The following is a 24,195-nucleotide window of genomic DNA, read 5'->3' as shown; positions in this document are numbered from 1 at the left end:
CATGCCTGAAGTAACCATGCCCCGGCTCTCCGACACCATGGAGGAGGGCATCGTCTCGGCCTGGCTCAAGCAGGTCGGCGACCAGGTCAAGGCCGGCGAGATCCTCGCCGAGATCGAGACCGACAAGGCGCTCATGGAGCTCGAAGCCTACGAGGACGGCGTGCTCGAGCAGATCATCGCCGAGCCCGGCACCACCGTCGCCATCGGCGAGCCGATCGCGATTCTCGGCGACGGCAGCGGGGCCTCCGCTCCGGCTGCGGCTCCCGTACCCGCGCCGCCGGCTCCCGCCGCCACGACCGTTAGCGTGCAGGCGAATTCGGCTGCAGCCGCCGGAAACGGCAGTGCCCCTGCGGTTCCGGCCGAGTCCGGCGAGCGCAAGAAGTCGTCGCCGCTGGCCCGCAAAGTCGCCAAGGAACTCGGCGTCGACATCGCCGCCGTGACCGGTACCGGCCCCGGCGGCCGCGTCACCAAGCAGGATGTCGAAAACGCAGGCAGCGCAGTCGCTCCGGCCGCTCCCGCCGCCGTGCCCCCGGCTCCTGCCGCCCCGGCTCCCGCGATCGCTCCGGCCACCGGCGACTACGAAGAGATCCCGCTGACGACCATCCAGCGCGTCTCGGCTCAGCGCCTCACCGAGTCCAAGCAGCAGGCCCCGCACATCTATCTCACCAGTGCGATCGATGTGACCGAGCTGCTCGCCTTCCGCACGCAGATCAACAAGACCCTGGAGGAGGCCGGCTCCGGCAAGGTCAGCGTGAACGACCTGCTGGTGAAGGCGGTCGCCACCGCGCTGCGCCTGGATCCAGCGGTGAACGTCTCCTTCGCGGGCGACAAGCTGTTGCGGCACAACGCGATCAATATCGGTATCGCGGTCGCCACCGAGGCGGGCCTGCTGGTCCCGGTCATCCACGACGCCGACCGCAAGAGCGTGTCCGCCATCGCCGCCGAGGGCCGCGACAAGGCCGCGCGCGCCCGCGACCGGAAGCTGAAGGGCGATGACATGTCCGGTGGCACCTTCACCATCTCCAACCTGGGCATGTTCGGCATCGAGCAGTTCACCGCGGTCATCAACCCGCCGGAGTCCGCGATCCTCGCGGTCGGCGCGGCCCAGGACGAGCTGAAGCTGGACGGCGAGAAGGTGGTGGCGCGCAAGATCCTTCGCGTCACGCTGTCGGCCGATCACCGTTCCATCGACGGCGCCGTCGCGGCCCGCTTCCTGCAGCAGCTGAAGGAGCTCATCGAGCACCCGCTGCGCATCGTGACCTAGTCACGCCCCGATCGCCGTCCGATTTTCGATCCAGGATCGGACGTCGCCCGCCATCCGGCGCGCGCGGTTACCCATGCCACACCGCGAGACCGGAAGCCGAACTCACCCGGCGGCGGGTAGTGAACGCCGGATGGCGTGGACCGGGTTACCCGGCCGGTCCCCGCCGTCCGGCCTTTCGCGTCTCAACGGTCGGTGACGGTTGCCATGCTCGCGACATGATGAGAAGATTTGTTAGTAACTCTCTCATTCTGTCGGAGTGTGGCGCTCCGGCGGGAGTGATCAAAGGAGATCAGGATGACCACCGCCGCCGCGCTCGACCATGAGACCAACGGCCGTCCCGAACGCCGCGCGTTCGAACCCGGCAGCCGGATGTGGGACGACGTCGGCCTGCTCACCTTCTCCCTCACCGCCGGGTCCGCCTTCCTGCTGCAGACCATGGAACCGACCATCGCCGCGGTGGTCGACGAGCACTCGACCTTCCGCACCGACCCGATGGGCCGGGCCACGCGCAGTATCGCCTCGGTCATGATGTGGATCTATGGCGGTGACGAGGCGCTCGCCGAGGCCGACCGGCTGCGGCGGATGCACGCCACCCTGAACTCCACCGACGCCCAGGGCGTCAAGCACCAGGCCCTCGCGTCCGCGCCCTGGGCGTGGGTCCTGCACACCGGCGTCTTCGCCTTCACGGAGGGCAACAAGTACTTCTCCGGCGAGAAGCTCACCGACGCCGACAAGGAGTCCTACTACCAGGAAACCGTGCAGCTCATGCGCAATTTCTCGGTGGCCCCCAAGGAGATTCCCGCGACCTATGCGGAATGGGAGCCCTGGTTCCAGGATCAGGTCGAGAACCACCTCGTCGCAACGAATGTCGCCTACGACTATCTGAAGGTGATCCGGAAGATCGCCCCACCCAAGCAGATCCCCGCTCCACTGCATCCCGTCTGGCGCGCGGTCACCAACCCGGTCGGCCGCCTCCAGTACTTCGTCACCGTCGGCACCACTCCCGAGCTGGTCCGCGACCGGCTGGGCCTGGAGTGGACCGCCAGAGACGAACGCGCCCTGCGCCTGCTGGGTCGCGTCATCGGCCGCACCGTCCCCCTGCTCCCCGAGCGCATCCGCTACTTCCCCATCGCCTACGAGGCCCGCCGCCTCGAACGCGACCGCGCCCGCCTCCGCAAGATGATCAACCTCCGTCCCGTGTAATCACCGGGATCGGGGAGCTCTCAGCGCGGGAAATCGGGCGAAAAACCACAGCGAGAGCTCCCTCGTCAGAAAACGGGGCGGACGGGGTGGCGGAGGAGGGTGCGCAATTGATTGCGGCGTGGCGCGAAGATCGCCGGTGGCAACGTGACATCTCCAGGCATCAAGACGATCGGCTGTTCGCTGCCCGGAGTGATGCCTACGCCCATCTACTGGGCTCCATCGAGTACTGGGATGCTGCGTTGTTCCGACCGGTGCGAGACAGGGATGTGATACCCGGAGACTTGGACCGCCTCGATGCCGCATACGAAGCAGCGATCCGTGGTCTGGGCTCGGTGAACCTCTTTGCGCCCGAGCATGTTCGGGCCTGGATATTGGAGGCCATGCGGCCGAGGATGGACATGACTCAGATGGTTGCCCGGGGTGCAGATTCCGACGTGAAGAGGATGCTGGACGCCTGGCGCGAAGCTCAGATTGCATATAGAACGCTACGCGCATTGATGCGTGCCGACCTTGGCATGGACGCGGAGGCGGCGTTCCTCGAACACGCTGGCAACAATGCGCCCGAACACATCCTGCCGTGGGCAAACCCCGAACTTGATGGATCCACAGGGTGACATCAGTTCATTGGAGGATTCCAGGAGCAGTTCGATGAGCTCGCGGACGCGCTCGGAGGTCGTCGCGGGACGGACGGGGACGACGGGTTCCAGCAGCTGCTGGGTGTAGGCGCTGTGGGTTCGTCATCGCATTGGGCGCGTCGAGATCGCAGATTGTCGAACTCACTGCCCAATGCCACGAGTGTTGGCCGGTGCACGAACTCGTGGCTGCACGGCGCCGGGCAGATGAAGTTGGTTCGCCCGGCAGCGGCACCGAACGCACCTTCCACCTACGGAAACATGACTGAAACACGTTTCGTGACAGCAATGTATTGCTACGCGTCATCAGATCGGGCATGGATGCAAGCGCATTGGGTTTCCATGAAATGCAATGTGGCACAACCATATTGATGCGATCTTCGGATCACTCCGGCGTCGATCGGGGCGCGGGCATGGCCCGATTCATCGTTGGACCGCCTGATGAACGGGTTCTAATGTCGTTTGCGGTGCGAAGGTTCACCAGCTATCAAATCCGTTGAGGGACAAGGGGAGCCATGAAATCGAGTGATCAACCGCCGGTGCGGCGAGCGGCAGGGTCGATGTCGGGTGCGGAAGTCCCCTTCGGCGGCGGGGAGGGCGAGGTGGTCTGGGCCGCGACAGCGACGCTGCTCGTCGGGGATCATCCGCGGATCGGCGGAGTGGATGCCGAGCACGTCAAGATGCTGGCGGAATCGCAGGCTCGGCTGCCGCCGATCCTGGTGCACCGTCCGACCATGCGGGTGATCGACGGTGTGCATCGGTTGCGGGCGGCCGAGTTACGTGGCGACCCTCGGATCGAGGTCGTGTTCTTCGACGGGAACGAGTCGGACGCATTCGTGCTGGCAGTGCGGGCGAACATCTATCACGGACTGCCGCTGTCGTCCGCCGACCGAACTGCAGCAGCGCTGCGGCTGCTGCAGACCCACTCGCAGTGGTCCGATCGCGCGCTGTCCACGGTCACCGGCCTGGCGGCGAAGACGATCGCGGCGCTCCGGACCGATTCCGATGGTTCCGTCCCGCAGGTAGCGGCCAGGCTCGGGCGTGACGGCAAGGTCAGGCCGGTGGACAGCGCCGCGGGACGCACCCGGGCGAGCCGGCTCCTCGCGGCACGGCCGGATGCCTCCTTGCGCGAGATCGCCAACGCTGCCGGCATTTCGCCGGCGACGGTACGAGATGTCCGAGCCCGGTTGGATCGGGGTGAGGCCCCGGTGCCTGAGCGAGGCCGGCGAACACCGAAGCCGGTCCGCGTCCGCGACCAGACGGCCAGCGAGCTCCTGAGTGCGATGTACCGGGATCCGTCCCTGCGGCTGACCGGTTCCGGCCGCACGCTACTCAGGCTGCTGAGCTCTCCACTCTTGGGCGAGCGCACCCGCGAACAGCTGGTCATGACCGTGCCACCGCACTGCGCCGACCTGGTCGCGCAGATAGCTCGCGAATGCGCCGCGGGCTGGCACAAATTCGCCGATGAACTGGCCGCACGCCCGCGGACGCTGGTCGATGGTATCCATCCGGCCGCGATCGGGGAACCCCAAAAGAATTAGCGTCTCGTGTTCAAATGACAACGCGATGGCAGTTGAACATCCACCACACCCGTCTATTGCGCTGGAATTATGCGAACCTCTAACCTCTGGCCGTAGATTCGCAAAATTCCGGCTTGCGCCGAAACGAGCAGTGGAAAGGGTCTCCAACTATGTCCGACATGCGATCAGAACATTCCATAGAGTTACCGGACGGCACCGTATCCGTGGCCAATACGTTCCCTGCCGAAAATGCAGAAGATGCGCCCGTTGTCATCGTCTGGCCCGGCATCGCAGCGCCTGGAATGCTGTATTCCGGGCTCGCGTCGGAGCTTAGTCGTCAGGGGTTCACTGTCGTGGTCGGTGAACTACACGGTCAAGGGAATTCGTTTCCGCGCCCGAAACGGTCCAGCCGTTACGGCATGCATGACCAGATCATCTACGACTACCACCTGACCACCGAATACGCGCGCGGTCTCGCACCCGGACGCCCTGTCTATGTCATGGCGCACAGCTTCGGCGGGCAGCTGGCCGCCTGCCATGTGGCCCGTGATCAGCGCATTGCCGGGCTGATCTTGGTCGCCTCCGGGCTTGCGCCGGTGGACGAGCTGCGGAGGGTGTCCAAGCCGCAGTGGTTGTTGGCCAAGGCGCTGTTCGGCGCCATCGCCAGGACCGGGTGGGCGCCGGCCACCAAGGTCCTCGGACGGCCGACCCGTGGTTTGGCCATGGACATCGCGCATATGGTGCTGACCGGCAGATTCGAGCTGCACGGAGCCGAGTTCGATTACGAAGCGGCGATGCGGCGGAGTGAGACCCCGGTACTCGCGATCAATTTCTCGGGAGACCGCCGCGTTTCGATTCGTGAGACCGACCTGCTGGTGAGTAAATTCCGCCGCGCTCCGCTGCGTCGAGAGGTCATCGACTCGGGACTCGGCCACATGTCGTGGTTGAAATCACCGCAGTCGGTCGCGGCGATGGCGGCGGAATTCATCGGGAAGTCGACTGTGGTCGGGTCGTCGAAAGATTCCCGGGCCTTGGCCTGAAGTGCGCAAATTTCGATCTACAATTCGTTTCGAGGTGGAATAGAAATGGCTGACGTCAACGGCTGTCCGGTGGATCATTCACAAATGGAGGCCAGGGACGGCAACGGCGAGATACTCCCCATGCCCGGAACCCATGACAAGTACGGCATCGCCACAGCCGTGAACACCAAGAAGTACGGTCTGCTCGGCGTGGTCGAGCAGCTGTGGCGCGAGCACGGAGACGTCTCCGAGCTTCGGGTCGGTCCGCGCCGGATCGTCGTGCTGGCGCACCCCGATCACGTCCGGATGGTGACGCTGGAGCAGATGGACAAGTACACCAAGGGGGCGAGCTACGATCCGGTACGCAAGTACTGGATGGGTGAAGGCGTCGCGACCAGCGTTGGCGCGCAATGGAAGTCGCAGCGGCAGGTGCTGGCGCCCTTCTTCACGCCGAAGTCCGTGCGCGAGTATGTGCCGCTGTTCTTCGACGACGTGCGGTGGTTCAGTACCCAGTGGACGCCGGAGTCTGCGGGTGGCGAACCGGTGGACATGGTGCCCGAAATGGCGACCCTGACCGCCTCCATCCTGCTCAAGACGCTCTTCAGCACGGCGGGCCGGGAGGTGATCGCCCAGTTGAAGGGCGCTGTGGAGATCATGATCACGTATACCTCCGGGCGCAATACCGACAAGTTCAAGGCGCCCGAGTGGATCCCTACGTCGGGCCGAAGGAGCTACGACGACGCTCGTCGCCGTGTCGACGATTTCATTCTCAGTGTGATCGCGGAGCGCAGGCGGATGCCGGTCGAGGACCGTCCCGCTGATCTGCTCACCAAGATGATCGCCAACGAGGCGAAGCTCGGCCCAGCCGACCGGGCCGACCGCGTGCTGCGCGATCAGTGCGTGACCATGTTCATCGCCGGATACGAAACTACTGCGCGCACACTGGCTTTCGTGTGGTATCTGCTGGCCAACAACCCTGAGGCCGCGGTCCGGCTGTGGGCCGAGGTGGATGCCCTGCCCGACGATTTCACCGTCGACGACCTCGAACGGGCGCCGTACTCGCTCTGCGTGATCAAGGAGGCCCTGCGTCTGCATCCGCCCGCGCCGCTCTACCTGCGCGACGTGGTGGAGCCGGTGCGTATCGGCCCGCACGTCGCGGCGGCGGGCTCGATCGTGGTGGTGGCACCCTATCTGACGCATCGGCATCCCGAATTCTGGGCCGACCCGGAGCGATTCGATCCGGATCGCTGGGCGGACGACGCCGAGAAGCGCATGCATCCTTTCGCTTTTCATCCGTTCTCCGCGGGGCCTCGGGTGTGCATCGGCAGGAGCTTCGCCTATCTGGAGGCGCAGATCCTACTGGTCACCTTGGCCCGCTTGTTCGCTCCGGAGCGGGTCCCTGGGTACGCACCGAAATGGCGTATGCGCGGCGTGCTCGGTCCAGAGGGCGGAATGCCGATGCTCATCAGGCGGCGGGTGAAGTGATCGAACTCCAGGATCAGGAGGCCACATCCATGACAGATTCCACGGACACATTCGTCGTCTCGGTTCCGCAGTCGCAACTCGACGATCTGAAGGCCCGGCTGATGGGCACCCGCTGGCCGGTCGACATCGACGAGCACGAGACCTATTACGGCACCAGCATCGCGTTCATGAAGGAGCTGGTCGACTACTGGATCAATGACTTCGACTGGCGCGCAGCAGAAACCGAGATCAACACTTATGACAACCATCGGGTGCTGGTCGACGGCGTCCCGATCCATTACCTGAGGGAACGGGGCAAGGGGCCGGCGCCGATACCCCTGATCCTGTCGCACGGCTGGCCGTGGAGCTTCCGGGAGTGGACCAAGGTCGTCAAGCCGCTGGCCGACCCCGCCTCCTACGGAGGCGATCCCGCCGACGCGTTCGACGTGATCGTGCCGTCGCTGCCCGGCTTCGGCTTCTCCACGCCCATCGACCGGCCGGATATGAACTTCTGGAAGATGGCCGAACTGTGGCACGCGCTGATGACCGAGCACCTCGGTTTCGCGAAGTACGCCGCCGGCGGCGCGGATTACGGCGCGCTGATCACCGCGCAGCTCGGCCATGCGAATGCAGCTGCGTTGCACGGTATCTGGCTAGGTCACCCCGTCCATCTCGATGTGTTTCAGGGCGAACGCCCGTGGGACGGGACCGGCGGATTCATGGTTCCGCCGGGCGTGCCCGACGAGATCCGGAACGGGATCTTGGCCTTCCAGTACCGCTATGCCTCGCACGCTGCGGTCCACATTCTCGATTCCCAGAACCTGTCGCTCGGTCTCGCCGATTCGCCGGTCGGCATGCTGGCGTGGATCTTGCGGCGCTGGACCGAGTGGAGCGATTCCGACGGCGATGTCGAAAGCGTATTTCCCCGCGACCATCTGCTGGCCAACGCAACCCTGTGGTGGGTGACCAATACCATCACCACGTCCGTTCGGTCCTATGTCAACGCTAACCGATATCCGTGGCAGCCATCCCATGACCGAGTGCCGATCATCGAAGCCCCAACGGGTTTCACATTTCTCGGTTTCGAGAACCCACCCGGTGTCGGCACAGAGGACCGGGTCCGGGTCTTCCTCGACGATGTGCGCCACAAGGGCTGGTACAACCCGGTCCACCTCGGAGCACATGACCGGGGAGGTCACTTCACTCCCTGGGAGAACCCCGAAGCGGTCGTCGAAGACATTCGGGCTACCTTCCGAAACCTGCGGTGACAGAGGAGGAGTGATGGATCTCGGAGTGGCACTGCCCACCACCGGCAGGTCCACCTCCACCGCCGCGATCGTGCGGGTCGCGCGGTTTGCCGATCGCCGCTACCGACGGCCGTCCGTCATGCGGTCTGCTGCGTCCCCCGCTCGATGACGAGCGCGACATGCAGGCGGGACGGGCAATCCAGCTTCGTCATGACCTGACGTAGATGGTTCACCACCGTCCATTCCGCGATTCCCAAGCGGCTGGCGATCATTCGGTTGGTCATGCCTTCGGCGACCAGCCGAGCGATCTCCAGTTGCCGCTTGGTAAGCCGGGAGAGCAGCGGCGATCCGAGATCCGCGCTGGACAGTAGTGGCGTGGACAGCGCATAGGCGATGGCCTCGTCGATGTCGAGGACCGTGCCGATTGCGCTGACAGCCGGATCCTCCGACTCCTTCGACGATTCGAATCCCTCGACGGGCAGTCCCGGAGAATGCTCGGTGAGCTGGGAAAACGAGTACGTGACCCGGATCCAGTGCGCCGCCGCCGAGAGCCGGTGAATCTGTTCGGAATATTCCGTGCCCGCGGCACGATAGGCGCGCGCGCAACCCTCCAGCGCCGTAACCAGCTCGAGGAGGTTCATCACCGGTTCCGGCGTGCGCAACACGAGATGGAAGACCTCCAGTGCGCGATGTGGAGCCCGGGCGCGCAGCAGGGTACGGCCGAGAGCGTTCAGGACGGCGAGCCGATCGCGGCGACGCGGTAGCTCGGCGGCACGATCGCGGAGGGCCAACCAGGTTTCGTCGTCGTCCACCGGTCCGTCGCCGAGATCGATCAGCGCTTCCATGAGCTCGCCGACCGCCTGTTCCCCGGGCGTCGCGGCGGCCAAGGGAAAACCGTCGAGTAAGTCTCGCGCCTGCGCGGTCTTGCCGATCTCGTGGTAGGCATGGGCCAGGTATCGGGCGGTCCGGTAGGCGAGGGCGGGGTCGGTTGTGCCGACCACCGCCGCGAGCAATCGGACCGCGTCGTGGTAACGCCCGGAGCGAAAGGCCCAGCGGCCGAGGAGTTCACGGCAGGCGGCCGCCACGGTGGGATCGCGGGTATCCGAATCGGCGGCCAGCAGTAGCGCGGCGACGATCGACTCGGTGTCCGCGAGCATCGCCCGCTCGATCCAGACATCCTCCAGATCGGACAGCAGCTGGATCGCGTCCCGGTATGCGCTGTGGTCGATCAGGTAGTGGACGGTCGCGATCAGATCGGGCAACCAGCGATCGATGAGGCGAAGCGCCGCAGGGCGTCTGCCGGGTTCGGACAGCAGCCGCGTTATCTCGTTTGCGAGCCGGCGTAGCCCGCCGGCCCGCCGGGAAGACACACGCGCGGCGCGCTCTGGATCCGCGTGCAGCAGCTGTCGGCAGAACGAGCGGGTGAAACCGGAGATCGCATAGGTGTAGTGGCCGTTGTCGGCGACCGCGTGGTCGAGCAGGCTGCGATTGACCAGTTCGACCAGTTTCTCGGCGACGATGTCGCGCTGCTCTCCGCTGAGCAGCAGAACTTCCTCGAGATCGGTGAGCACATCGGACGCGGCGACATGCAGCAAGAGGATGACGGCCACGTCGTCGAGGTCGGTCATTCCCCACTCCACGCAGGATCGAATACTGCGGTGCCGCACCGGGATATCGACGAATGGTGAGTTGGGCAGCGGCTGCCCGGACCGGATCCGCCGGAGTGTCCGCTCGGCGCCGAAGCGGCCGATGGCGGTCGCGGCAAGTTCCAAAGCGACTGGCACGCCGTCCAATTCGGTCGCGATCTCTTCCAGTACGGATCGGTCCGCCGCGGCCGCGGCACCGCGAAACCGGGTTTCGATGCTGTTCGACAACAGCTGCGCGGCGGGGCTGAGCCCGTGCCGGTCGGGTACAGCCGTGGTGCGTAGGGGCGGCACCAGGTACAAGACCTCTTGATAGAGGTCGAGCGCGCGTCGGCTGGTCGCGACCACGGCGAGATTCGGACAGCGGGCCAGCAACAAGGACAATCCGTCGGCGAGATCCCCGGCGAGATGATCACAATCGTCGGCCAGCAGGATCATCGGTTCGGTACCGATGCCTGCCGCGACGACATCAGGGCCCGGTGCGGCGGCGCTTGGCTCCGGAGTGCGCCCGATCGCATCCAGTATTGCGCGCCAGGCCTGTGTGAGATCACTCGTCTCGGCCAAATCGACTGCGATGATTGGAGTCTCGCCGTTTCTCAAGGCCGTGGCGGCCAGGCGGCTCTTGCCGACGCCGGCTCCCCCGGTCACGGTCAGCAACCGAATCCGTTGGTCGAAGACGAGCCGTCGAAGCTCCGCCAGCTGCGAATCCCGTCCGATCAGGATCGGATTGCGATGGTCTGCTGCCGGGGCATTCCGGAGGGACTGAAGATCGGTCATTCTCCACCTGTTTCCTGTTTTGGAGCTCGGGTGGACGACGCGCGGCCAGTCCGGCATGGAATCTGGCGCCGCTGCCTATCGATTCACGAGTTTAGTGAACTCGTCACGTTTCGCCGAGCGGGCGCAGCAATCCGAGCCTGACAGATAGTTGCCCTCGTCCTTCACCCTGCACGGCGGTAGGCGCAGCCACCATTCACCTTGCGGGCGAAGCAAATTCAGGTGGCACACGCGATCGACGGTATCGGGTGGACCTGGACTGCGGCCGCTGGAACCACCTACGGCCCGTGCGTGGCGCTCCGGGAGGCGGTCACGTTGCCCCTATGCTGGTGCTTCGGTCACAGTGATCGTGACCGACCAACTCCGCAACGCGCCGACGGCGACACCCGAAACCGGGAATCGAATGCCACGGTGAGACCTCCCTCGTCAGGAGACGGAGCGGACCGGATGACGAAGCAGTGTGCGCATGGCGGCATCCTGGGCCCGGCGCGGGTCCGAGAGGTAGATCTCGTGGTGGCGGCCGTTCATCGTCAGGTTGTGTTCGACCATGAAGGTTTCCATGCGGGCGAGGGTCTCGGGCTCGGTGGCGTACGGGCCGCGGTGCATCACCTGGATCGCGTCGCCCTCGGTGAGCTGTTCGAAAGTGGCTCCGGAGACCATGTCCGGGGTCACCGGATCGGGCATGCGGATCATCATGGTCCAGTGCCATTCGTCACGCGGCACCTGCAGGGCGGGGCGGTCCGATTCGACCCACCACAGGCCCTCCAGCTTGGGGACCACGAAGTCGTTGCCTTCGGCCTTGGCGATCTTCTTCGCGCCGTAGGCGGCTCGGTACAGGGTCGAGACGGCCTCGGTGTAGGCGTCGCCCAGGGGTGCGCCGACACCGCTGACCGTGGCGTAGTTGCAGGTCCGGAAGGTGCGCAGGACGGGGTCGGTGGGGGCGTCGTAGTAGTGCCTGTCGGTTTTGGTCAGGTCCAGTTTCATGGCTGCTCCTCCTCGGGGTCGATTCGAGAATGCGGTCTCCCGTGACGGGAGGGTCAAACCCGGCGCGGTGTGGCGACCGGGAAACGGACCGCGCACCCCGGTTCCTGGGGCTGGATCGCGGCCGCCGCAACCACCAAGGTCACTATGGTGAGCATGCGGATGGTGTTGTGGCGCGCGTTGATCGGCGTGCTGCTACTGGTGGTGGGAGCTGTGGCGGTGCCGGGGCGGGCGGGGGCCGAGGCGCGGTTTCAATGGCACGAGGAGTTCATCACCGCACCGGACGGGACCCGATTGCACGCGGACGTGCTGCGGCCCGTCGGAATCGCCGACGATGTGCGCACGCCCGTTATCATGACCGTCAGCCCGTACCGGGCACACCTCATGCGGCTGAGCGAGCCGCGGCTCGCGGGCGGGCCGTCCACCGACGATCTGCCGGTGTCGATGTTCCTGCAGGCCGGATACACCTACGTGATCGTGGATCTGCGCGGGTTCGGCGGCTCCAACGGCTGCCCCGACTTCGGCGGGCCGGGCGAGCGGTCGGATGTGAAGACCGCGGTGGAATGGGCTGCGGGACAGCCGTGGTCGACCGGCCGGGTCGGGCTGGCCGGCACCTCCTACGAGGGCTGGACCGGGCTCATGGGACTGGCCGAGCAGCCCGCGGGCCTGGCGGCGGTGGCCGCCTTCGAGCCGGTCGTGGATCCCAACGCCTACTTGTACATGCAGGGCATCGCCTGGAAGTTCTCACTCAAGCCGATCAGTGAGAACGGCTTCCGGCCCGGCGATCTCGCGGGCTTCGAGCATCTGCTGATCGCCTCCACGCCCGCGCATCCGACCGATTCGGCCGAGTACAAAGCGAATGCTTCGAGCATCGATCCGGCCTGCTATCAGCACTACCTCGCCGAAACCACCAACCACGACGCGAATTCCGCATTCTGGCGGGACCGGGATCTGGTTGAGAAGGTGCGGGGCAACACCATTCCGCTGTTTCTCAGCCAGGGCTTCGTCGACTACAACACCCGCCCCGATCGGGTCTTCCCGCTGTGGAACGCGCTCGGCCCGGGCGAGCACAAGGCCTGGTTCGGGCAGTGGGGTCACCGCGACTGCACCGAGAAATGTGGTTCGCCCGACTTCGCCGCCGAGCTGCTGGCATTCTTCGACCGGCACGTGGCGGCCAAGGATGTGGGGGTGCCCGGACCCCGGATCACCGTCGGCCAGTTCGACGGCCGGTGGCGTTCGGAGACCGCATGGCCGCCCGCCGACAGCCACGCCCTCGACATCGATCTGCGTACCGGACGCTACAACGACCGCGGCCTGCTCCCGGGCGCGGACCGCGAGATCTGGACCGTCACCCAGCCGCTCGACCAGGACCAGCACCTGTCCGGCGCGGCGACGGCCACCCTCGGCCTGGACGGGCCCGCCGCCGCGGCCGTCACCGTCGAGGTCTACGACATCGACCCGAACAACCGAGCGACCGTCATCACCCGCGGCATCGCCCCGGTCACCCCGACCGCCCAGGTCCGGCTGCTCGCCCAGGACTGGCCCATTGCCGCCGGCCACCGGATCGGCATCCGCATCACCGACGTGGTCGACGACGTGTGGGCGCATCCGCCGGCCTTCGCACCGGTCACCGTCACCACGGCTCAGATCCACCTGCCGCTGCTCGCCACCATCCGCAACCCCGACCTGCCCGGCGACATGAGCGAGGCCATTCCGAAGTGGCGGAACGAGAAGTCGGTCTCGCTGGCCCCCGATGTGGTGAACAATGCCAGTGTGACCGTGAACTTCCCGCCCAGGGCCGGCGGCTAGGCCCATGACCAGCACCGCGCCGACCGACGCCCCCACCGTCGACGATGTCACCGCCGAGCGGCTGGCCGCGGCGCTACGCTGCCGAACCGTCTCCTACGAGGACCGCAGCCGCATCGACCCCACCGAATTCGACCACCTCACCGCCCACCTCGAACAGTCCTTCCCACTGGTCCACACCCACCTCACCTGGGAAACCTTCGGCCACAGCCGCCTGTACCGCTGGGCGGCCACCGATGGTGGGCCGGATGGGGCCGTGGCGGCGATTCTGCTGGCGCATCAGGATGTCGTGCCGGTGGACGATCTGGCGGGGTGGACGCATCCGCCGTTCGATGGGGTGGTGGATGACGAATTCATCTGGGGGCGTGGGGCTATCGATGACAAGAGCCGGGTGCTGGCGATTCTGGAGGCGGTCGAGCGGGCGCTGAGTGCCGGCGTAAGACCCAGGGAGACCATCTATCTCGCGTTCGGGCACGACGAGGAGATCTTCGGCGCCGAGGGCGCGGGACGGATGGCGCAGCGGCTGCGTGACGCCGGCGTCCGGGCCCGGTTGCTGGTCGACGAGGGCGGCGTGATCACCACGGGTGTGGCCGACGGGATCGACGTGCCGGTGGCCACGATCATGGTGGGCGAGAAGGGGTTCGCGACGGTGCGGCTGTCGGTGACCGATGTGGGCGGACATTCGTCCATGCCGGGACGGCAGACCGCGGTCGGGCGGCTGGCGCGGGCGGTGGCGCGGATTCAGGATCACCCGTTCCCCTTGCGGTTGACGCCGGTCGCGGTCGACATGCTCACGCGGGTACGGGAATTCATGTCCGAACCGCGCCGGACGCTGCTCGGGCTGGTGCACGTGGCCGGTGCCATCGCGGCGCGGGTGCTGGCGGCCCGGCCGCAGACCGAGGCGCTGGTGCGGACCACCACCGCGCCGACCATGATCAGCGGCGGCGTGAAGCCCAATGTGCTGCCGCAGCGGGCCGAGGCGTTCGTGAACTTCCGCATCCTGCCGGGCGATTCGGTGGCCGACGTGCTGGCCCACTGCCGGAAGGTGGTGCGGGACAAGGTTGTGTCCATCGAACTCGACGGCACCACCTCGGAGCCCTCGGCCGACCCATCGGCGGGCCCGGACTTCGATCTCGTCGCCGCCCTCGCGCGCGAGGTGGCGCCAGGCATCGCGGTCACGGTCGGCATCGTCCCGGGCGCCACCGATTCCCGCTACTACGACGATCTCGCCGCCACCCGCTGCAATTTCGCGCCGATCATCCTGACCGCCACCGATCTGGAGCGCATTCACGGCACCGACGAACGCATCTCCCGCGCCGATTACGCCCGATTGATCCGATTCAACCGGCTGCTGCTCGACCGCCTGGTCGGCTGACCCCGGCAACCACCGATCCCACCGCACGGATTCGCCCGTCCGGCCCCGCCACGCACCGGATGCGCGAGAATGACTCCGCCGGTACTCGACATTTCGGGCGCACCGTGTTGGGCGGGCGCGTCCTCCGGCAGCATGACGACCTCGAACCGAAGGGAGCGGCGAATGACCCGCACGGAAACCGGTGAATTCGAAGGAGCGGAGGGCCGCGTGTTCTGGCAGGCGTGGCTGCCCGACGGCGAACCCCGCGCCGTCGCCGTGATCGTGCACGGGTATGCCGAGCACTCCGGCCGGTACGCGCATGTCGCGCAGCGGCTGACCGAGTCCGGGTTCGCGGTCTACGCGCTCGACCACACCGGGCACGGCAAGTCGGAGGGCCCGCGGGCCAATGTCGTCTCGCTGGATACCGCGGCCGACAATGTGCGCACCATGCTCGCCACCGCCACAGGACGCCATCCCGGGCTGCCGAGCTTCCTCATCGGCCACAGCATGGGCGGCCTCACCACCGCCTACCTGGCCACTCGCGACCAGCCGGAGGTGACCGGCATCGTGCTGTCGGCCCCGGCCATCGAGATCGAGGCGGGCAATGCGGTGCAGCGCCTGGCCGCGCCGCTGGTGTCGAAGTACCTGCCGAATCTGCCGGTGGTGAAGCTGGATTCGACGCTGGTGAGCCGCGACCCCGACGTGGTGCGGGCCTACGACACGGATCCGCTGGTGCACCACGGCGGCGTCCCGGCCCGCACCGCCGGTGAGATGCTGCGCGCGGGCGAGTTCGTCAAGTCCCACCTGGACCGCCTGACCGCCCCGCTGCTGGTCCAGCACGGCGCCGCCGACGCTCTCGCCTCGCCCACCGGCAGCGACCTGCTGGAGCGGAGCGCGGCGTCGAAGGACAAGACGGTCATCCGCTACGACGGGCTCTACCACGAGATCTACAACGAGCCCGAGCAGGACAAGGTGCTCACCGACCTGGTGAACTGGCTCGAAGCGCACCTGCCGCCGAACTGATCCGGCCGTACGACCGGTCTTCCGGCCGGAATCCGCTGCACCACACCGGATTCCGGCCGCTACCGGTGGGCCGTCAGGCAGGCGTCCGCGCCGTCCAGCACCCCCGTCCGGAAAGCGTCGAAGGCCCGGGCACGGCGCGGGCGACACGCATCCGGAAAATCAGCTGAGACGGCCGCCGCATCCATGGCACAGTCGAGGATCATGAGCGACTACCGCCGCCTGAACCGGGCCAATTGGGACGATCGCGCTCCGCTGCACGCCGGTTCCGGCGACTACGCCCTCGACAAATTCCGGACCGATCCGTCGTTCCTGAGCCACGTGGTCCGCTTCGACCTGCCGCGCCTCGGCGACATCCGCGGTCTGGACGCGGTGCACCTGCAATGCCACATCGGCACCGACACGCTCTCCCTCGCGCGACTGGGCGCCACCATGACCGGCCTCGACTTCTCCCCCGCCTCCCTGGCCGAGGCCCGCAAACTCGCCGAAGCCAGCGCCACGCCAATCGATTTCGTCGAGGCCGACGTCTACGACGCCGTAACCGTGCTCGGCGCTGCGCGATTCGATCTGGTCTACACGGGCATCGGGGCGCTGTGCTGGCTGCCCGACATCCGCCGATGGGCCGAGACGGTGGCCGGGCTGCTGCGGCCGGGCGGGCGGCTGTTCATCCGTGACGACCATCCCGTCCGGATGGCGGTGGACGAGGCCCGCACCGACGCTCTCACCCTCGGCTACCCGTACTTCGAGACGCCGGAGCCGATCGTGTTCGACGACGGAACCACCTATGTGGACACCGATTTGGCGGTCGCCCACAGCACCACCCACGAGTGGAATCACGGCCTCGGCGAGATCGTGGATGCCGTGCTGCAGGCCGACCTGACCCTCACCCAGCTCGTCGAGCACCACAGCGTGCCGTGGGAGGCGCTGCCCGGTCGCATGGTGTGCGGCGAGGACTCCGAATGGCGGCTCGCCGAACACCCCGAACGGCTGCCCCTCAGCTTCACCCTCCAGGCGCGCAAACCCTGACATCGAAAAATGTTCGTGCGCATCCGGTTCCACCCCGGATACGATCCGGACGCCACATGGAGTAGATCAGCGGTAGATCACCCGGCTCTTATCCGGGAGGGCGCAGGTTCGAATCCTGCCTCCATGCCCACCCTGGCCTAGCTCAGCGGCAGAGCACCCGGCTTCGGACCGGGAGGGCGCGAGTTCGAATCTCGCGGCCAGGTCTGCTCGTCACCGATTCAGGAGTTCCCTTGTCCGATCAGGTCTTTCGCTACGGTCCGCAGCGGTATGCGACGGGGCAGCTGTCCCGCGCGCTGACCGCCATCGCGCGGGCCGGGGCGAACAAGGCCGAACGGCGGCGAGCAGAGGCCAAGGCACAACGGTGGCGCGAGGTTCTGGACGGGCTGACGAGCGGCCGCGTCACGGTCGGCAGCCGCACCCCTGTCGCCGACCTACCCGCCTGGGTGACCCTGGAGGTCACGCACGGCGGATTCACCACCGGCCGAGCCCTTGCCGAGGCCCCGCTCACCCAGGACGAGGCGGAACGACTCGCCGACCTGCCCGCCGAGGTGCCCGGCGACAACCCCCGCGAACGCCTCGATCTCTGGTACCTGGGCGACGCCGGCCAGGCCGAACTCCTCGAAGCCCTGCGCATCGGCCACTATCGCATCCAGCTCCCCGAGCACGCGGCGCTGCCCGTCGTAGCCCTGTTGCTGGACAAGGGTTTTCCCGAGCAGGCCCTCGACCTGGTCGCCGAACTCCGCCCGCACATGTCGCGCCTACGCTTCACCCCCGCCTTCGACCCCGTCGCCCGTCCGTCCGGCGCGGCGGTGCGCGTGGCGACCGTCGGCGAGGCCGCCGACGGTCTGCGCGCCGTGCGCACCCCGGAACAGCTGACCCTCATGCACGCCACCATCGAGGTCTGGACCCCGCTCTACGAGCGCCTGGTCGCACTCTGGTGCGCCATCGTCGATGGAGACCTCCCGAGCCTCGACCGCACCGGCACCGTCACCGGCGGCCTTCCGGGCAGCACCCTCCCGCCCCACTGGATGCACGAACGTGCCCGCTGGCTGGCCGATTTCGAGTCCGCCCGCGGCTCCCACGAGTTCCGCGGCCGCCACGCCCACCGCAAGAGCAACTTCGCGCGCCTGCACGAGGCGCTGCTGAGCGACACGAATGAACTGAGCCCGCGGCAGATCGACCGGGTTCGGCGGGCGCTGGCCAACACCGTCGCCCGGCACGGGGAACCCGGTAGCGCCGCACGGCAATCCGCGCGGGCGGAACAGGCCGCCGCTATTGCCGCGCCGCTGTATACGGATTTCGCCGGCGTCCTCGTGACGCGCATCGAACGCTTCCCCGCGGACGGTGGCCTGCCCTCCCTCGACCCCGTGACCACGCCGATCGGGGCGGACGACAGGGTGGCGATCGCCGACGGCACCGCGATCCCGCAGCATTTGCAGGACAAGGCGATTCGCGCGCTCGAAGCGCCCGCCGACGAGCTGGTCCGGCGCGGCATCATCGGTTCCGGCGAGGTGCTGGCGGCGGTGCTGCCGCAGCTCACCTCGCGGCTATTGGCCGCCGATATCGCGGATCCGGTGGCCGCGAGCCTGTACGAGCAGCTGTACACGGCCTTCCGGCAGCGACGCAGCCTGCTGCTGCTCGACCTCCAGCATCAGGTGCGGTTCGACGAATTGCCCTGGGTCACAGCCCTCAACGCGCTACGCACCCTCGCTGGGAAGTCCACCGGCGGAACCGGTCCGGTGCAGCCTGGTGGTGGTTCGGCGGCGCGGCGGCTGCTGCGGCAGACGGCCCTGCTGGCCATCGAGTCCTTTCCGGAGGCGGTGCTGCCGAACCCGCTGGTGCGGGAATTCCAAACCCTCGCACAGCAGGCCGGGCTGCGGGTGCCGCTGGTCGAGGAGGTGGCGGCGGATATTTTCATGGGCACGTTCACCGAGAAGTGGCGGGCGGCGGCGATCATTGCGAGCCGGACGCTGGCAGGCACCCTGTACCAGCGGTATTACGACCTGCCGTCGGCCGACGAATGGCGCACGGGTGCGCGGAGCGAAATCCGCTGGGGCAAGGCCACTGCCACCGATTTCACGGAGCTGTGCGCGCGGCGCGCCGTCGAGGCGGGCACCCGGCACGACTATGTCGCCCGCAATGGCGCGCTGCTGGAGCAGAGCCAGATCCTGACCACTCACAATCTGGCGGTCCTCGTCGACGCTCTGGATCTGGGCGAACAGTTGCGCGAGTCCGCGCCCGATCTGGCGAACCGCACCTTCGACCGGATCATCCAGCGCCTGAGTCAGCCCGCCCACGGTCATGCCGCCCTCATCCAGGTGAAGAACGCCGCCTACGCGTGGCGGCAGGGCGTATTCCTGCTCAGCTATTGCGATTTCGCCACCCAGACCGGCCAGATCGACCGGCTGATCGATCAACGCGCCGCCCCGCGCCTGGAGCCGGCCGTCGCGGGATTGGCTCACATCGTGACAGGCGGCAGGTTCGTGCGGAACGGGCTCGAGCCGAACGGCACCGGCCGCCGCTTGCTCGGCTGGGCGGTGGGACGCCACTGGTATTTCGGCTGACCGCAACCGTTTCGGTTGACGATGCCGGAAGCCCGAATCACTCCCCGACACGGTGGGGTACGGAACCCGCGCCCCACCCCCGGCGTCCAAGTGAGGACACGCCGGACGATGGGAGGACGTCGATGGAACCGGAAGCCTTGCGGCGCAGGGCCCGATTGAGTCAATCGGGCGCCGAACACGAGCAATCGCGCATCGCCGGGCGCGGACTCGACCCGGATTACATCCGGCGACTGGAGCATTTCCCCCGGTTCTCGCACGCGCAGATCCACGCCCGCGTCCAGGCCATGAACCCCGGCGACATGCACGCCGCCGCCCAGATCTGGGTGCGCATCGCCGACAGCATGTTCGGCGCCCTGAGCACCCTGCACGCCACCGTCCAGACCACCCTCGCCGACGCCATGTCCGGCCACCTCGCCGACGCCGCCGAGACCGCAGCCCGCCAATTCGTCCGCGACGCCACCGATGTCGCCGCAATCGCCCACAGCACCGGCCACCGTGTGATCGCCGCCGCCTATGGCGCCGAAGCCGTCCGGAAAACCGTGCCACCACCCGTACCCGACGGCCCCGCCGGCTCCGGAGGCGAGCAGTACCACCTCGCCCTCGCCGCCCTGGACGCCAATTACGTCCCGATCTACCCACCCGCCGGCGCGGCCGTCCCCGCGTTCTTCGCACTCAGATCCCCCGGCGACACCGCATCCGAAGACTTCAGCGGCACACCCGATTCCGCCCCGGGCGCAGGCCGGCCCACCAACCCGCTCGCGGATGCCGGGAACGGCCCCGGCGGAACTCACGAGCCCGAGCGTCGGTCTCCCGACGCCACGGCCGAGGCAACCGATCCGGCCGGTGCCCTGCACACTCCGCGATCCGGCTCCCAAGCCGATACCCAAGACCTCGAATACCGGAATCCGGACCGTCGAGCCCACGGCGATCACCCTTCGACCGCCCTTCGGCCGACCGATATCGAAACCAAGCCCACCACCACACCACCCACGTCCCCGTTCACCCCGAACTCCGGCGGCCGCCCGACTCTCCCGTACTCCCCCGCCCCCATCCCCGCCACCCCCGACCCGGGCCGGAGCTTCCCCGGTCCGCCCAATCCCGAACCTCTCACTCAACCGCGACAATCCAACTCCCCCAACAACTTCGGCCCACCCGCCTCGGCATCGCCCGCCGGCATGATCGCCCCCGGCGGCCGCCCCACCGCCGACCCCGATTCATCCCACCGCACCCCGCCCTGGCTCATCCGCGACCGCCAGGACGAACTCCTCGGCACCCCACTCCCCCATGTCCCACCGACAATCGGCGCCGAATTCCCCGCAGCCCGAAACGATCTCGTGCAACCGAACAGCGACGGCTCCGGCTGATCCCCGGCCGAACGAGCGCCGCGACCCAGCGATGGAGCGTTTCCGCGGCCGCATCGCGCGGTACGCCGGCGGCCTCGAAAAGGCCCTCCGCCGCGACCCGCCTGTTCCCCGGCAGACGGAGAGGGACCTCACCGCGGGGCTCCTATTCGCCGCCGAAGACCCGTTCCACGACTGTTTTGGCGCGGCGGGTGACGCGCATGTAGTGGTCGAGGAATTCGCTGCCGTCGTCGTTGGGCCAGCCGGCGACTCGGGCTACGGCGGAGAGGAGGGTGCCGGGCCCGGGGAGTTGGTCGGCGGGTTTGCCGCGGACCAGGACCAGGGCGTTGCGGGCCTTGGTGGCGGTGAGCCAGGCGTCGCGGAGGAGGGCGGCGTCGGCGGTGTCGATCAGTTCGGCGCGCTCGATGGCGTCGAGGGATTCGAGCGTGGAGGTGTTGTGAAGTTCGGGGACCTCGTGGGCGTGCAGGAGCTGCAGGAGCTGGACGGTCCATTCGATGTCGGCGAGGCCGCCGCGGCCCAGTTTGGTGTGGGTGGCGGGATTTGCCCCGCGCGGCAGGCGTTCGGAGTCGACGCGGGCCTTGATGCGGCGGATCTCGCGGACGCCCTCGGGGGACATGCCGCCCTCGGGGTAGCGGATGGGATCCACGGTGCGCAGGAAGCGGATTCCGAGTTCGCGGTCACCGGCGACCTGATGGGCGCGCAGCAGGGCCTGTACCTCCCACGGCTGCGCCCACTGCGCGTAATAGGCGGAGTAGGCGGCGAGCGTGCGGACCAGCGCACCGTTGCGGCCTTCGGGCCGCAGCCCGGCGTCGACCTGGAGCGGCGGGTCGGTGCTCGGCGCGCCGAGCAGCCGCTGCACCTGTTCGGCGACACTGATCGCCCATTTCACCGCGACGGTCTCGTCCTCGCCGGGCCGCGGATCGCACACGAACAGCACGTCGGCGTCGGAGCCGTAGCCGAGTTCCATCCCGCCCAGCCGGCCCATGCCGATGACGGCGAAGTCGGCGGGCGCGGGCCTGCCAAGTTCGGCCTCACTGGCCCGGATCACGGCCTGCAGGGCCGCCTCCAGGGTAGCGATCCACACCGAGGACAGCGCCTCGCACACCTGCGGGACATCGAGCATGCCCAGCACATCCGCCGAGGCCACACGGGCCAGCTCGTGCCGTCGCAGCGAGCGCGCGGTCGCCACAGCCCGCCTCGGATCGTCGTAACGCCTTGCGCCGGGCAGGATTCCGCGCGCCACATCCGAGGGCTTGGTGGCCAGCAGCAGCGGCCCGTCCGGCCCGTCGGCGTACATGCGAATGGTCTCGGGCGCATTGATCAGCAGATCCGGCAGGTACGCCGAGGACCCGAGCACGATCATCAGCCGCTGCGCGATGGCACCCTCGTCACGCAGTTCGCGCAGGAACCAGATCTCGTTGTCGAGACCCTCCGACACCCGCCGATAGGCCAGCAGGCCCGCGTCGGGATTCGGTGTCTCACCGAGCCATTCGAGCAGGGTCGGCAGCAGCAGCGCCTGGATCCGTCCCTTGCGCCCGACCTCCCCGGTCAGCGCCTTCAGATGCCCGAGCGCGTTCTCCGGCGCCACATAGCCCAGCGCCGCCAGCTGCCGCACCGCCGCCTCGGGGCTGAGTCGCAGTTTGTCCGCGTCCAGGCGCGCAACCGATTCCAGTAGCGGCCGGTAGAACAGTTTGGCGTGCAGCCGCCGCACCCGCACCGCATTGCGCTTGATCTCGCTGGTGAGCACCCCGACCGCGTCCTGCCGTCCGTCGGGCCGCATGTGCGCGGCGCGGGCCAGCCAGCGGATGCCCTCCTCGTCCTCGGGGGCGGGCAGGGTGTGGGTGCGCTTGAGTCGCTGCAGCTGCAAGCGGTGTTCGAGCAGCCGCAGGAATTCGTAGGAGGCGGTCAGGTTGGCGGCGTCGTCGCGGCCCACGTAGCCGCCCGCGGCCAGCGCGGTCAGCGCCTCCACGGTGCCCTGCACGTGCAGCGATTCGTCGGCCTTGCCGTGCACCAATTGCAGCAGCTGAACGGCGAATTCGACGTCGCGCAGACTGCCGTGGCCCAGTTTCAGTTCGCGTTCGCGCAGGTCCGCGGGCACCAGGTCCTCGACGCGCCGCCGCATGGCCTGGACGTCCGCCACGAAGTCCGGTCGCTCGGACGCCGCCCACACCATGGGCATCAGCGCGTCGCGATAGGCGGCGCCGAGTGCGAGATCGCCGCTGGCGGGCCGCATCTTGAGCAGCGCCTGGAATTCCCAGGTGCGCGCCCACCGCTTGTAGTAGGCGATGTGCGAGTCCAGGGTGCGCACCAGCGCGCCGGCCTTGCCCTCCGGCCGCAGCGCCGCGTCGATCTCGAAGAAGGCCGCGCTGCCCACGCTCATCATCTCGGCGGCGAGGCGGGTGGCGGTGGTGTCGGCCGGTTCGGCGACGAAGATGACATCCACGTCGGAGACGTAATTCAGTTCCCGCGCACCGCATTTGCCCATAGCGATGACGGCCAGCCGGACCGGCGTCTCCCGGTCGGGGCACACCCGGGCGATCGCCACCGACAGCGCCGCGGTGAGCGCCGCGTCGGCCAGATCGGTGAGGTGCTGACCGACCTGCTGGTACGGCAGCACCGGCTCGTTCTCCACGGTGGCGGCCAGATCGATGGCGGCCAGCAGCATGAGCTGATCGCGATACCGCTTGCGCAGCAAGGCGATCGCCTCCGGCCCGGCCACGCCCGCCCGGTGCATCATGGGCCCCGCGTTCGCCCCGGTCTCCGCGGTGGCGCGCACGGCGTCCAGCAGATCCGCGAGCAGCTCCGCGCGATCGGGCAGCGTCTTCCGCTTCAGCAGCTGCCAGGAGCCCGGATCCGCCACCAGGTGATCGGCGAAGGCGCTCGACGAGCCGATGAGGGCCAGCAGCCGCCCGCGCAGCGCGGTGTCCCGGCGCAGCTCGTAATCCAATGCGGCCCAACCGCTCCCGAGTTGCTCACGCAGCCGGATGAGCGTCAGCAGCGCCAGATCGGCGTCGGGGGACCGCGACAGCGCCCACAGCAGTGGCACGCTGTCCACGTTGTCCCATGCCAACTCTCGCAGAGAGTCGGCAGCCGACGGCTCGAGCAGACCGAGCCGTCCGACACCGGGGACAGCGGAGCGAGCAGTCGGTGGCCGAACCATGCCCTTCAAATTACATGGCACGCTGTTCGGACGTGCTGCCCATCCCTCCCAAACGGGACATCGTTGCCCGCTCGCAGCTGGTTCGACTCCTGAATGCACCCACCCCGGTTCCGAAAATCCCGAGAGCACTACCCCAGAGTTCGCGGCCCGCCTCGGC

Annotated in this window: 16 protein-coding genes and 2 tRNA genes; 15 read left to right on the top strand and 3 right to left on the bottom strand. The window is 67.8% G+C overall.

Annotated elements, in window-relative coordinates; genetic code table 11:
* Position 1: 1 nt before the first annotated feature.
* The 7 genes from ABZ909_RS39050 to ABZ909_RS39020 all read left to right on the top strand — a co-directional run bounded on the left by ABZ909_RS39050 (position 2) and on the right by ABZ909_RS39020 (position 8,370).
* A complete protein-coding gene (locus ABZ909_RS39050; RefSeq protein ID WP_357010637.1) occupies positions 2 to 1,264 on the top strand; it encodes a dihydrolipoamide acetyltransferase family protein in 1,263 nt (420 codons plus the stop codon).
* Positions 1,265 to 1,558: 294 nt separating this feature from the next.
* Positions 1,559 to 2,467, top strand: coding sequence for an oxygenase MpaB family protein (locus tag ABZ909_RS39045; protein WP_357010634.1), 909 nt, complete (start codon positions 1,559 to 1,561; stop codon positions 2,465 to 2,467).
* Positions 2,468 to 2,553: 86 nt separating this feature from the next.
* On the top strand, positions 2,554 to 3,081 hold the full coding sequence (locus tag ABZ909_RS39040; protein WP_357010631.1) for a hypothetical protein: 528 nt from the start codon (positions 2,554 to 2,556) through the stop codon (positions 3,079 to 3,081).
* Between the two features lie 533 nt (positions 3,082 to 3,614).
* The gene (locus ABZ909_RS39035; protein ID WP_357010628.1) at positions 3,615 to 4,640 is read left to right on the top strand and encodes a ParB N-terminal domain-containing protein; all 1,026 of its coding nucleotides are present in this window, start codon (positions 3,615 to 3,617) and stop codon (positions 4,638 to 4,640) included.
* Between the two features lie 149 nt (positions 4,641 to 4,789).
* Positions 4,790 to 5,659, top strand: a complete 870-nt coding sequence (locus ABZ909_RS39030) for an alpha/beta fold hydrolase (protein ID WP_357010625.1) — start codon at positions 4,790 to 4,792, stop codon at positions 5,657 to 5,659.
* 84 nt (positions 5,660 to 5,743) lie between these two features.
* On the top strand, positions 5,744 to 7,123 hold the full coding sequence (locus tag ABZ909_RS39025; protein ID WP_357010622.1) for a cytochrome P450: 1,380 nt from the start codon (positions 5,744 to 5,746) through the stop codon (positions 7,121 to 7,123).
* On the top strand, positions 7,054 to 8,370 hold the full coding sequence (locus ABZ909_RS39020) for an epoxide hydrolase family protein (protein WP_357010697.1): 1,317 nt from the start codon (positions 7,054 to 7,056) through the stop codon (positions 8,368 to 8,370). The genes ABZ909_RS39025 and ABZ909_RS39020 overlap by 70 nt, the downstream gene beginning before the upstream one ends.
* A 116-nt stretch (positions 8,371 to 8,486) precedes the next feature.
* Here the strand turns inward: ABZ909_RS39020 and ABZ909_RS39015 are convergent, their stop codons facing one another.
* Complete coding sequence (locus ABZ909_RS39015; protein WP_357010619.1) at positions 8,487 to 10,769, bottom strand: LuxR C-terminal-related transcriptional regulator; 2,283 nt, start codon at positions 10,767 to 10,769, stop codon at positions 8,487 to 8,489.
* A gap of 423 nt (positions 10,770 to 11,192) precedes the next feature.
* Positions 11,193 to 11,750 (bottom strand): GyrI-like domain-containing protein, encoded by a 558-nt coding sequence (locus ABZ909_RS39010; RefSeq protein ID WP_357010616.1) that lies wholly within the window; start codon positions 11,748 to 11,750, stop codon positions 11,193 to 11,195.
* Positions 11,751 to 11,819: 69 nt separating this feature from the next.
* On the opposite strand from ABZ909_RS39010, the gene ABZ909_RS39005 reads away from it, so the two are divergent.
* The 8 genes from ABZ909_RS39005 to ABZ909_RS38970 all read left to right on the top strand — a co-directional run bounded on the left by ABZ909_RS39005 (position 11,820) and on the right by ABZ909_RS38970 (position 20,881).
* Positions 11,820 to 13,556, top strand: coding sequence for a CocE/NonD family hydrolase (locus ABZ909_RS39005; RefSeq protein WP_357010613.1), 1,737 nt, complete (start codon positions 11,820 to 11,822; stop codon positions 13,554 to 13,556).
* 4 nt (positions 13,557 to 13,560) lie between these two features.
* Complete coding sequence (locus ABZ909_RS39000; RefSeq protein WP_357010610.1) at positions 13,561 to 14,928, top strand: M20/M25/M40 family metallo-hydrolase; 1,368 nt, start codon at positions 13,561 to 13,563, stop codon at positions 14,926 to 14,928.
* Between the two features lie 162 nt (positions 14,929 to 15,090).
* Complete coding sequence (locus ABZ909_RS38995; RefSeq protein WP_357010607.1) at positions 15,091 to 15,930, top strand: lysophospholipase; 840 nt, start codon at positions 15,091 to 15,093, stop codon at positions 15,928 to 15,930.
* A 198-nt stretch (positions 15,931 to 16,128) separates the two neighbouring features.
* Positions 16,129 to 16,953 carry a class I SAM-dependent methyltransferase gene (locus ABZ909_RS38990; RefSeq protein ID WP_357010695.1) on the top strand — a complete coding sequence of 275 codons (825 nt, stop codon included), beginning with the start codon at positions 16,129 to 16,131 and terminating at the stop codon, positions 16,951 to 16,953.
* A gap of 55 nt (positions 16,954 to 17,008) precedes the next feature.
* Positions 17,009 to 17,083, top strand: a tRNA-Lys gene (locus ABZ909_RS38985).
* A gap of 1 nt (position 17,084) precedes the next feature.
* Positions 17,085 to 17,156 (top strand) — tRNA-Arg (locus ABZ909_RS38980).
* A 27-nt stretch (positions 17,157 to 17,183) separates the two neighbouring features.
* Positions 17,184 to 19,517 (top strand): hypothetical protein, encoded by a 2,334-nt coding sequence (locus ABZ909_RS38975; protein WP_357010604.1) that lies wholly within the window; start codon positions 17,184 to 17,186, stop codon positions 19,515 to 19,517.
* Between the two features lie 122 nt (positions 19,518 to 19,639).
* The gene (locus ABZ909_RS38970) at positions 19,640 to 20,881 is read left to right on the top strand and encodes a hypothetical protein (protein ID WP_357010601.1); all 1,242 of its coding nucleotides are present in this window, start codon (positions 19,640 to 19,642) and stop codon (positions 20,879 to 20,881) included.
* Positions 20,882 to 21,023: 142 nt separating this feature from the next.
* On the opposite strand, the gene ABZ909_RS38965 is transcribed toward ABZ909_RS38970, so the two are convergent.
* Entirely contained in the window at positions 21,024 to 24,038 is a 3,015-nt protein-coding gene (locus ABZ909_RS38965; protein ID WP_357010598.1) for a bifunctional [glutamine synthetase] adenylyltransferase/[glutamine synthetase]-adenylyl-L-tyrosine phosphorylase, read from the bottom strand.
* Positions 24,039 to 24,195 lie beyond the last annotated feature (157 nt).

This window comes from Nocardia sp. NPDC046763 (assembly GCF_040645495.1).
In the GTDB taxonomy this organism is placed as follows: Bacteria; Actinomycetota; Actinomycetes; order Mycobacteriales; family Mycobacteriaceae; genus Nocardia.
The sequence above is the reverse complement of the archived record's forward strand: the minus strand, read 5'-3'. Positions and strand labels throughout refer to the sequence as shown.